The sequence below is a fragment of the Geomonas sp. genome, from assembly GCF_056994735.1.
Genome location: NZ_JBXKJL010000493.1, coordinates 20,425 through 31,585 on the forward strand (window position 1 = coordinate 20,425; position 11,161 = coordinate 31,585).

At 64.2% G+C, this 11,161-nt stretch carries 11 protein-coding genes; all 11 read left to right on the forward strand.

The genetic code is table 11. The features are described from left to right. Positions 1–8: 8 nt before the first annotated feature. The 11 genes from AC11W3_RS20825 (at position 9) to pgl (ending at position 10,949) form a co-directional block, all read left to right on the forward strand. Positions 9–170: a hypothetical protein gene (locus AC11W3_RS20825; protein ID WP_484093699.1), complete on the forward strand. Its 162-nt coding sequence runs from the start codon at positions 9–11 to the stop codon at positions 168–170. Between the two features lie 41 nt (positions 171–211). Then, a complete protein-coding gene (locus tag AC11W3_RS20830) occupies positions 212–583 on the forward strand; it encodes a rhodanese-like domain-containing protein (RefSeq protein ID WP_484093700.1) in 372 nt (123 codons plus the stop codon). A gap of 256 nt (positions 584–839) precedes the next feature. Then, positions 840–2,186 (forward strand): OmpA family protein, encoded by a 1,347-nt coding sequence (locus tag AC11W3_RS20835; protein WP_484092180.1) that lies wholly within the window; start codon positions 840–842, stop codon positions 2,184–2,186. A gap of 229 nt (positions 2,187–2,415) precedes the next feature. Further along, positions 2,416–2,661, forward strand: a complete 246-nt coding sequence (locus AC11W3_RS20840) for a hypothetical protein (protein ID WP_484092181.1) — start codon at positions 2,416–2,418, stop codon at positions 2,659–2,661. Positions 2,662–2,829: 168 nt separating this feature from the next. Next, positions 2,830–3,825 carry an aldo/keto reductase gene (locus AC11W3_RS20845; RefSeq protein ID WP_484092182.1) on the forward strand — a complete coding sequence of 332 codons (996 nt, stop codon included), beginning with the start codon at positions 2,830–2,832 and terminating at the stop codon, positions 3,823–3,825. Between the two features lie 139 nt (positions 3,826–3,964). Beyond that, on the forward strand, positions 3,965–6,046 hold the full coding sequence (gene tkt / locus AC11W3_RS20850; RefSeq protein WP_484093701.1) for a transketolase: 2,082 nt from the start codon (positions 3,965–3,967) through the stop codon (positions 6,044–6,046). A gap of 11 nt (positions 6,047–6,057) precedes the next feature. Continuing rightward, entirely contained in the window at positions 6,058–6,516 is a 459-nt protein-coding gene (locus AC11W3_RS20855) for an RpiB/LacA/LacB family sugar-phosphate isomerase (RefSeq protein WP_484092184.1), read from the forward strand. Next, positions 6,513–7,640 carry a transaldolase gene (gene tal / locus AC11W3_RS20860; protein WP_484092185.1) on the forward strand — a complete coding sequence of 376 codons (1,128 nt, stop codon included), beginning with the start codon at positions 6,513–6,515 and terminating at the stop codon, positions 7,638–7,640. The genes AC11W3_RS20855 and tal overlap by 4 nt, the downstream gene beginning before the upstream one ends. A 123-nt stretch (positions 7,641–7,763) precedes the next feature. Continuing rightward, a complete protein-coding gene (gnd, locus tag AC11W3_RS20865) occupies positions 7,764–8,798 on the forward strand; it encodes a phosphogluconate dehydrogenase (NAD(+)-dependent, decarboxylating) (protein WP_484092186.1) in 1,035 nt (344 codons plus the stop codon). Next, positions 8,795–10,192 carry a glucose-6-phosphate dehydrogenase gene (zwf, locus tag AC11W3_RS20870; protein ID WP_484092187.1) on the forward strand — a complete coding sequence of 466 codons (1,398 nt, stop codon included), beginning with the start codon at positions 8,795–8,797 and terminating at the stop codon, positions 10,190–10,192. Before gnd ends, zwf begins: the two co-directional genes overlap by 4 nt. 13 nt (positions 10,193–10,205) lie before the next feature. Beyond that, entirely contained in the window at positions 10,206–10,949 is a 744-nt protein-coding gene (pgl, locus tag AC11W3_RS20875) for a 6-phosphogluconolactonase (protein ID WP_484092188.1), read from the forward strand. Positions 10,950–11,161 lie beyond the last annotated feature (212 nt).

Consider the following 11,161-nt stretch of genomic DNA (forward strand, 5'->3'; position numbering starts at 1 on the left):
GGGAAGTCATGCCACAGACAGAGGTAGTGAAATACTCGTTCGGAACGTTCAGCTGGATCGTGACCCTGGCCATCATCGTGGTCATCTTCTGCATCATGTACCTCTGGGTAAGGAGGAAGGGCCGCCCCAAGCATACTGACGAGAAGGCAGGTGACGAGGGAGAAGATTGACGGCAAGGCGCCGGCTGGCCGGCGAGACAGGAGACAACGATATGAAGAACGAGCTGGCGGTGACTGCCGAGTCGGTCCATGCACAGATGAGAAGAGGGGAGCCGATCTTTTTCGTGGAGGTGCGGCATGCGGGGGACTGGGACCTCGCGGTCATGAAGGCGCGCGGGGCCCTGCGGCTGGAGAGCGATGAGGCGCACAATCATCTGCCCGAGATCCCGAAGGAGCGCGCGGTGGTCGTCTACTCCAGCGCTCCCAATGATGAACCGGCCGAGGCCCTGGTGCATCTTCTTGCCGGGCAGGGATACCAGCAGGCCCGGGTTTTGGCGGGCGGGTTCAAGGCCTACCTGAGCGCAGGACTTCCGGTCGAGGAGATCGGGGAGGGACACAAGATGCAGCGGCTGAGAGGGTGCTGATTCCCGCCCGAAGCGCAGGATGCCCTGTATCGGGACCTCGACCACCTGCCGGCGGATTTGACGCCGGAGGTAATGAGAGCTGTTGACACGGGTCAGAATGAAGATAGTATTTGTTAGCGTTAATTAGCGGCGGGGCCGGCGCATCCGGTCGGCCCGCGGCTGCTGCCACCGGCACAGTTGGTCGCCCGCATGGGCGGCACGAAATCAAAGCGGAAGGTTCCCTGGGGAAACCTTCCCATCAAGGAGGGAAAAAGGGATGAAAAAGCTTACCTGTCTGATGGTCATCTTCGCGGTGCTGGCCCTGGCAAGCATAGTCCACGCCGGGGAAAGAGCGGGGGCCTTCTCCGTCTCCCCCTATATCGGCGGGTACATCTATGACCAGGACGATAAAAACGGTCAGGGCCTGCTGACGAAGAACCGCCCCCTCTATGGTCTGCGCCTGGGGTATGACTTGACCGACCATTGGGAAACGGAACTGGTCGGCAACTATGTCCGCGCTGAATTCGACGGTACCGACAGGCATTTCAACGCCTGGTCATACCGGATGGACGTGCTGTACAACTTCATGCCCCGCACGGCCCTGGTCCCGTACCTCGCCGTGGGCGGCGGCGGTCTCACGATCGAATACCCAAATAACGACGTCACCGACGGCACCTTCAACTTCGGTGGCGGCGTCAAGTTCTTCATGGTAGACGACCTGGCCCTCCGGATCGACGCCAGGCACATCCTGGACATCAGCTACAAGACCCTCCACAACTGGGAATACTCCGCCGGTCTGACCTTCGTCTTCGGCGGGAAACAGCCTGCCGCCGTGGCGGTCGAGCCGACTCCGGCCCCCGCGCCGCCTCCGGCCGAGGAACCGACCCCCGGCCACTACAAGTACTGCGTGACCCTGCACGTCGAGTTCGATATCGACCGGGCCCTCATCCGTCCCGAATACCATGACGAGATCGGCAGGGTCGGCAACTTCATGAAGAAATACCCGACCACCACCGCCGTGATCGAAGGCCACACCGACACCGTCGGGAGCTACGAGCACAACATGGATCTCTCCCAGCGCCGCGCGCAGGCCGTGGTCGACTACCTGGTCACCAACTTCGGCATCGACCGCTCCCGCCTGACTCCCAAGGGGTACGGCTACACCCGCCCCATCGCGGACAACGCGACCAACGAAGGGAAGCAGAAGAACCGCCGCATCGAGGCCATCATCGACTGCGCCTTCGATGTCCAGAAGATCGAGCCTCCCGAGAAGCTCTGCATGGCCCTGGTTATCGATTTCGATACCAACTCCGCCGCCGTCAAGCCCGAATACCGCGGCGAGATCGCCAAGGTTGCCGACTACATGAAAGAGTACCCGACCACCACCGCCGTGATCGAGGGGCACACCGACAACGTGGGCGACCCGGACTACAACATCAAGCTGTCGCAGCAGAGGGCGGAAAACGTGGTCAACTACCTGGTCGACAACTTCGGCATCGACCGCTCCCGCCTCTCGGCCAAAGGGTACGGCTCGACCAGGCGGATAAGCTACAACAACACCCCTGAGGGGAGGGCGGCAAACCGCAGGATCAATGCGGTGATCGACTGCGTAGTCAAGAAATAGCGGCGAAGCAGGGTTAGCTGAATCCTGTAGGCATAACAGCCGCAACAGGAAGTCATAGAAAAATAGCCCATAGAGATATGGGCTATTTTTATTAATAAAGGGCTGCTATTCTTCAACACGTCGATAATCCTGATATAATTGGATGATTCGTGGAAACTGCCCTCGCGGCGGTGCTCAGAGATAGCTGTGCTTCTCTAAGAGAGTGATCAACGATGCAGAGGAGGCACTTATGAAAGAAGCAAGGTTGACGCTGCCGCAACTATCTCTCATTGCGGCGACCAGAGCCATCATGGGTGGAGGAGTGGGGCTCCTGATCGCCGACAGGCTCACCGACCGCGAACGCAGGATCGCGGGGTGGGCGCTCTTCCTGGCCGGGGTGATCAGCACGGTACCCCTGGGAAGGCTGGTCTTGTCGCGCAGGCACCCGAAGGAGAAGTCCCTGGAGGCGCCCTCCCGGCGGGCGGACGGCTGTTGAATGACGACGGTTTCCGCTTTCTCGTCTTGAGAGCGTGAACGCCGTTGCTACGCTCTTTTACGATTCCGCCGCCGTCCGGGCTATTCTTTCGGGGCCCGCCTCGACTGCCGCGCCGCAATCGGGCCGGGTGAGGTTCCGCCGGGACGGCCAAAAGCAGAGGAGGCTTCGATGCACAAACGAAAACTGGGCCGGCAGGGGCTCGAGGTGTCGGCTTTGGGGCTTGGCTGCATGGGGATGTCCTTCGCCTACGGGCGCCCCGATGACGCCTCCTCGCTTACGGTGCTGCGCCGCGCCCTGGACCTGGGAGTCAACTTCCTCGATACGGCCGAGCTCTACGGACCCTTTACCAACGAGGAGTTGGTGGGGCGCGTGCTCAAGGAGGTCCCGCGTCAACGGGTGATCGTCTCGACCAAGTTCGCCTGGAGGTTTGGCCCCCATGGTGAGCAGTGCGCCCTCGACAGCAGCCCGGCCCACATCCGGCGTTCGATCGAGGGGTCGCTGAAGAGGCTGGGGACCGACTATATCGACCTCTACTACCAGCATCGGCTGGACCCCAACGTCCCGATCGAGGAGACGGCAGGGGCGCTCTCCGAACTGGTCGCCGAGGGAAAGGTCCGCTTCATCGGGCTGTCCGAGGTGGGGCCGGGGACCGTCCGCCGGGCCCACGCCGTTCACCCCCTCACCGCGGTGCAGTCCGAGCTGTCGCTGTGGGAGCGGGGGACGGAAGAAAAGCTCCTCCCCACCCTGAGGCAGCTAGGCATCGGCTTCGTGGCCTACAGCCCGATGGGGCGCGGCTTCCTGACCGGCAAGATCCAGTCCCCCGACGACCTCGATCCGACCGACTGGCGGCGGAAGAATCCCCGCTTCCAGCCGGAGAACCTGAGCCACAACCTGGGACTAGTCTCGGTACTGAAGGAGATTGCCTCCACTCACGACGCCACCCCCGGACAGGTCGCGCTGGCCTGGGTGCTGAGGCGCGGTCACGACATCGTTCCCATCCCGGGCACGAAGCATCTGCGTTACCTCGAGGAAAACATCGACGCCGTCGGGATCACGCTGCCGGAGGAGATCTGGGCTTCGCTGGATCGTGCCGCCGCCTCCTTCTCCGTGGCCGGTGAGCGTTATCCGGAGGAGGCGCTGAAGTACATAGACACCACCGAGTAGCGACCGGCCCTCCGGGACCAATAGTCGCCTTCCACTGCTTCCAGCCTTCTGCTCCTTCCGGACAGCAAGTCGCCGGCTTTCCTGAGAAGCGTGTGGCAGGAAAGCCGGCGCCGCCGTCAAACCCCGAACAGGAGCACCCATGAGCAGCGATCCTCATTTCGAGAGCAACTCCGGCCAACTGGATCAGCTCTGCATAAACACCCTGCGCTTTCTCGCCATCGACGCCGTCCAGAAGGCCAACAGCGGCCATCCCGGACTTCCCATGGGGGCGGCGCCGATGGCCTACCTCCTGTGGACCCGCTTCCTGAAGCATAGCCCCGCCAGCCCGGGCTGGTTCGACCGTGACCGCTTCGTGCTCTCCGCCGGGCACGGCTCCATGCTCCTCTATGGCCTCCTGCACCTGACCGGGTACGACCTCCCCCTGGCGGAGATCATGCGCTTTCGCCAGTGGGGAAGCAGCACCCCCGGGCACCCCGAGCGCGGCGTGACCCCCGGGGTGGAGGTCACCACCGGTCCCCTCGGCCAGGGGGTCGGCAACGCCGTGGGCATGGCCATCGCCGAGGCTCACCTCGCCGCCCGCTACAACCGCCCCGGTTTCCCGGTCATCGATCACCACACCTATGTCCTGGCGAGCGACGGTGACCTGATGGAAGGGGTGGCCTCCGAGGCCGCTTCCCTGGCCGGCCACCTGAGGCTGGGAAAACTCATCTGCCTCTATGACGACAACCGCGTCTCCCTCTCCGCCTCCACCGAGCTATGCTTCACCGAAAACGTGGCCGCGAGGTTCGAGGCCTACGGGTGGCAGGTGCAGATCGTGCCCGATGGGAACGACCTGCCGGCGCTCGACCGCGCCCTTAAGGAAGCCCGCGAAGAAAGCCAGCGCCCCTCCCTGCTCGTGGTCCGCACTCACCTGGGCTACGGTTCTCCGGGGAAACAGGACAGCTTCGAGGCCCACGGCTCGCCCCTTGGAGAGGAGGAGGTGCGCCGCACCAAGGGGCACCTGGGGTGGCCCCTGGAGCCGGCATTTCACCTTCCGGAGGAGGCCGTGGCGCATTACCGGGAGGAGGTCACCAAAGGAGCTGCGGCTGAGAAAGAGTGGAACCGGCTCATGGAAGGGTACGGACGGGAGCACCCGGAGCTTTGCGGGGAACTGCGTCTCGTCATTGAGGGAGAACTACCGGAGGGGTGGGAGAAGGTGATCCCGGAATTTCCTCCCGATCCCAAGGGGATGGCGACCCGGGTGGCAGCCGGCAAGGTGCAAAACGCGCTGGCGGCAAAGCTCCCGCAGCTGATAGGAGGATCCGCCGACCTCGACCCCTCCACCTATACCGCCATGAAGGGGAGGGGAGACTTCGAGAGCGAATCGCTCGCCGCCGGCGACCGCCAGGGCGCAGCCGGGGGGGAGTGGGGGCCGGGAGGCTCCAATCTCCACTTCGGCGTCCGCGAGCACGCCATGGGCGCCATCGCCAACGGCCTGGCCGCCCACGGCGGGATCATCCCCTTCGGCGCCACCTTCCTGACCTTCTCCGATTACCTGCGCCCGACGCTGCGCCTGGCCTCCCTGGCAAGGCTGCATGTGGTCCAGATCTTCACCCACGACAGCGTCGCCCTCGGCGAGGACGGTCCCACCCACCAGCCGGTCGAGCACCTGGCGAGCCTGCGGGCCATCCCGCGCCTGGTGGTGATCCGTCCCTGCGACGCCAACGAGGGCGCCTATGCCTGGCGCGCCGCCCTGATGCAGAAGCGCAGGCCGGTGGCGCTGGTCCTTTCACGGCAAAGTGTTCCGACCCTGGACCGCCGCCACCTGGCGGGCGCCGAGGGGCTTTTGAAGGGCGGATACATCCTGGCCGAGGCGGAGGGGGGATCGCCGAAGGTGATCCTGATCGCCACCGGCTCCGAGGTATCCCTGGCTGTCGAAGTCAGGAAAAGACTGGCCGAGTCGAAGGTGCCGGCCCGGGTCGTTTCACTGCCGAGCTGGGAGCTCTTCGAGGAGCAGCCGCAGGAGTACCGCGACCATGTCCTTCCTCCCGACGTCACCGCCCGCCTGGCCATCGAGGCAGCCTCGCCCTTCGGATGGGAACGCTATGTCGGTTCCCGCGGAAGGATCCTCGGGGTGGACCGTTTCGGCGCCTCGGCCCCGGGTGAGGTGGTCATGAAGGAGTATGGTTTCACGGTCGATAACATCTGCCGCCTGGCCCGGGATCTCGCCGGTGCAGCTTAGAGGGGGGAGTGATGCGCATCGGCATTGCCACTGACCACGGCGGCTTTTGCCTCAAGGAACGGCTTTGCGCCGCCCTCTGCCGGGACGGACATGAGGTAAGGGATTTCGGCGCCACCACCCTGGATCCCGCCGACGACTACCCCGACTACGTCATACCTCTCGCCCGTGCCGTCGCCTCGGGAGAGGTTGACCGCGGTATCGCCATCTGCTCCAGCGGGGTAGGGGCCTCCATCGCGGCCAACAAGGTCAAAGGGGTGCGGGCGGCGCTGATCCATGACGTATTCTCGTCCTCCCAGGGCGTGGAGGATGACGACCTTAACGTGATCTGCCTGGGGAGCAAGGTGGTGGGATATGACCAGGCACTCGACTTGGTCAGCCGCTTCCTGAAGGCGCGCTTCAGCGGAGCCGAAAGGCACCGGCGGCGGCTGGCGAAGGTTGCCATGCTGGAGAAGGAGGGAGAGGACGCATGAGAGAGAATCCGCTGTTGAAACTGGAAAGTTACGGACAGAGCATCTGGCTGGACTTCCTCAGTCGTGAAATGCTGGTCTCTGGGGAGCTCGTTTCGCTGATCCAGCAGGACGGCGTGACAGGTGTAACCTCCAACCCCACCACCTTCGAGAAGGCCATAACTACCGGTACGGCCTACGACGACGCCATCGCCCTTCTTGCGCGGCAGGGGCTCTCGGCGGGCGAGATCTACGAGGCGCTGGCGGTGGACGATATCAGGATGACCGCGGACCTGCTGCGCCCGGTCTACGACCGGACCGATGGCAGGGACGGGTTCGTCAGTCTCGAGGTCTCGCCGCACCTGGCGCATGACACCGCCGGGACCATGGTGGAGGCCAGGCGCCTGTGGGAGAGGGTCGACCGTCCCAACATCTTCATCAAGGTGCCGGGGACCGTCGAGGGACTCGGCGCCATCAGGCAGCTGACGCGCGAAGGTCTCAACATCAACGTCACCCTGCTCTTCGGTCTACCCCGCTACCGAGCGGTGTCCGAGGCCTATCTCGACGGCCTCTCCGAGCGGGCGGCCCGCGGGCTGCCGCTGGAGCGGGTGACGTCGGTGGCCAGCTTCTTCCTGAGCAGGATCGACGTGCTGGTCGATCCGCTCCTCGACAAGCTGGCTGAAGACGGCGGCCGCACCGGGCAGATGGCCATTTCCCTCCGGGGCCAGACCGCCATCGCCTGCGCCAAGGTCGCCCGCAAGATCTACCGCGAGACCATCTCGGACGACAGGTTCCTGGCCCTTTCGGCCCGTGGCGCTCGTCCGCAGAAGGTGCTGTGGGCCAGCACCGGGACCAAGGATCCCTCCTACACCGATGTCAAATACATCGAGCCGCTCCTGGGGGCGGACACCGTCAACACCGTCCCGCTGGAAACCCTCTCCGCCTATCGCGACCACGGTCATCCGCTCCCCCGTCTGGACCAGGGGGTGCAGGAGGCCCGGCAGGTGCTGGACCGTCTCCACGAACTCGGCATCGAGATGGATGCCGTGACCCGGCAACTGGAGGACGAGGGGGTAGATAAATTCAGCCGCGCCTTCGACGGTCTCGCCAAGGCCCTCGATCAAAAGCGCCTGGCCGCCCTGAAGTAGAGCCCCTCTCCCTAGGGGGCTGGGCCGCTTGCGCCGTTTGAAAACCAATGGCCGTTCACCCTGAGCCTGTCGAAGGGTGTGCTGTTTTTCTTCAGCGAAGTGAAAGTACCGGGGAGGGTTTTGATGCAGCTTGGCATGGTGGGACTCGGACGGATGGGAAGCGAGATGTCGCGGCGGCTGATGGCCGCGGGGCACCAGCTGGTGGTCTATGACGTGGCAGCGGGCTCGGTCGAGGCCCTCGCCAGGGAAGGAGCGATCGGCGCTTCATCTCTGGCAGACTTGGTGGCGAGGCTGGAAAAACCGCGGGCTCTTTGGCTGATGCTTCCTGCCGCCGTGGTCGACGCGACCCTTGCCGTCATCACCAACGAACTCTCGGCCGGGGACATCGTCATCGACGGCGGGAACTCCTATTTCCATGACGATCTCAGGCGCTCCGCCGCATTGAGGGAGCGAGACGTTCACTACCTCGACGTGGGGACGAGCGGAGGCATCTGGGGTCGGGAGCGCGGCTATTGCCTGATGGTCGGCGGCGACGACGAGCCGGTCCGCAGGCTCGATCCGATCTTCGCCTCGTTAGCCGCAGGCATCGCGGCCGCCCCTCGTGGCGTCGGATGCAGTGGAGAGGTGCACCCGGCGGAGAAGGGTTATCTCCACTGCGGCCCTTCCGGCGCCGGACATTTCGTCAAGATGGTCCACAACGGAATCGAGTACGGCATGATGGCCTCGCTGGCCGAGGGATTCAATATCCTCCAGCATGCCGACGCCGGGGAAAAGGGACGTACTGTCGACGCCGAAACCGCTCCCCTGCGCCATCCCGAACTCTACCGCTACGACTTCGACATGGCCGCCATCGCCGAACTCTGGCGCCGCGGAAGCGTGGTCTCCTCATGGCTACTGGATCTCTGCGCCCAAGCCCTCTGGGAGAGCCCGGAACTGGATCATTTCACCGGGAGCGTCGCCGATTCTGGCGAGGGGCGCTGGACCGTAACCGCCGCCGTAGAGGAAGGCGTGCCCGCCCACGTCCTGAGCGCCGCGCTTTTCAACCGCTTCACCTCACGCGGGCAGGGCGACTTCGCCGATCGTGTCCTTTCCGCCATGCGACGGGGGTTCGGCGGCCATGCCGAGAGTCCCGCCGCCCCTGAGGGAGGCGTCCCATGAGCGAACCAGCTTCAGATGCCTTCGTATTTTTCGGCGCTACCGGCGACCTCGCCTACAAGCAGATCTTCCCGGCGCTGCAGGGGCTGACCCGCAGGGGGCACTTCAATGTGCCGCTGATCTTCGTGGCCAGGTCCGGCTGGAATCTGGAGAAGCTCAAGGAGCGCCTGAGGGAGAGTCTGGAGCATCATGGCGGGGTGAACGAGGAGGCCTATGCCGGCCTCTCTTCCCGCCTTCGCTACGTGGACGGAGACTACCGCGACCCCGCCACCTACCAGAAACTCTGCAGCGAGCTTGGCGGAAGCGTTCGCCCCCTCTACTACCTCGCCATTCCCCCCAGCATGTTCGCCACCGTGGTGGAGGGGCTGGCGGCAACCGGCTGCATACGCGAGCCGCGGGTGGTGGTGGAGAAACCGTTTGGACGCGACCTCGCCTCCGCGCTGGAATTAAACGGCATCCTCCGCTCTGTTTTCCCAGATCGCTCCATCTTCAGGATCGACCATTTCCTCGGGAAGGAGCCGGTGCAGAACATCTACTACACCCGCTTCGCAAACTCCATCCTCGAGCCGATCTGGAACCGTAACTACATCTCCAGTGTCCAGGTCACCATGGCCGAGGAGTTCGGCCTGAACGGGCGGGGGAGGTTCTATGAGGAGGCGGGCGCCATCAGGGACGTGCTCCAGAATCACCTGCTGGAGATCATCGCCTACCTCGCCATGGACGCCTCCACCGGGGACGATCCGGAGGGCATACGGGAAGAGAGCACGCGGCTGCTGCGGGCCGTGAAGCCGCTCGATCCGGGGCACGTGGTCCGCGGGCAGTTCAGGGGCTACCGCAGCGAGGAGGGGGTGGCGCCGGACTCTCAGGTGGAAACCTTTGTCGCCGTACAGCTCTTCATCGACACCTGGCGCTGGGGCGGCGTTCCTTTCTACATCCGTGCCGGCAAATGTCTTCCGGTCACCTCGACCACCGTCACCGTCGCTTTCAAAAGGCCGCCGCGTGAGACCTTCGGGGAAATCGTCCCCGCCTTCTCCAATCACTTGAGGTTCCGCTTGAGCCCCGACGTGCTGATCGGGCTCGGTATCAGGGTGAAGGTCCCGGGAGAGCGCAGGGTGGGGGAGGACGTCGAGCTGGTCGCGGCCCAGACCGAAGGTGACGCCATGCCGCCGTACGAGCGGCTCTTGGGCGATGCGATGCGGGGCGACGCCTCCCTTTTTGCCTCGCAGAGTGCGGTCGAGGCGCAGTGGCGCATCGTCGATCCCATCCTGGGAAATGTCACCCCGCTCTACTTCTACGATCAGGGGAGCTGGGGGCCTGCCGAGGCGGACCAGGTCATAGCCCGTGATGGCATCTGGTACAACCCGAAGAAGGTTGAGGTTTCGGGGTGCAAGGGATGAGGAGTTTGCTCGGATGGTATATGTCTATGATGACAAGGATTCGTTGAGCCTGGGTGCCGCCCGCCTATTCGCCGAGGAGGCACGGAGGGCCGTGGAAAGCAGTGGCCGCTTCGATGTCTTTCTATCTGGCGGTGACACCCCCCGCAGCACCTATCAGCTCCTCGGGAAGGACCCGCTGCGACAATCGATCCCGTGGGAGGGCTTGCAGATATTCTGGGGGGACGAGCGCTATGTGCCGCATGATGATCCGCGCAGCAACTTCAGGATGGCGCGCCAAGCGCTCCTCGACCATGTGCCGTTAGGCGAGTCCCAGGTCCATCCCATCCCCTACGAAGCTACTCCCTCCCTGGCGGCAAAGAGATATGAAGAGCTCCTGCGCAGGAACTTCGACGCTGCCTCGCGGATAGACCTGGTGTTGCTCGGCCTCGGCGAGGACGGCCACACCGCTTCGCTTTTCCCCGGGAGTGCCGCCATCCGGGAGAGTGAGCGCTGGGCGGCCGAGGTTTTCCTGCCGGAGCAGGAGATGTATAGGGTGACCGTGACACCGGCACTGTTGAATAGGGCAGCTGTCGTGGCTTTCCTCGTCTCGGGGAGTGCGAAGGCAGACATCCTCCACCGCGTCCTGGAAGGTGACCGGGATACTCAGCCGTTCCCGGCCCAGTTGATCCGCCCCGTCGAAGGTAAGCTCCTTTGGCTCGTGGACCGCGAGGCCGCGAGTCTGTTGTCGAAAGATCACATCGACTGCGGAACGAGTTGAGAGCAGTGCCACTCGGTCCGGTGATGGCAACTTCCCCCACCCCCCTGACCCCCTCCCTCGAGGGGAGGGGGGATTTCCAGCTGTTCAACAGGAGGGGCGGCAGCGGGTACCATGCCCCGGAAAGGCTCCTCCATGACCTACGACGAACTCAAAGCCGCTTTGAAGGTCTTTGATCTCGGTGACCGCGCTACCTTGAGAGAGATCAAGAGCCG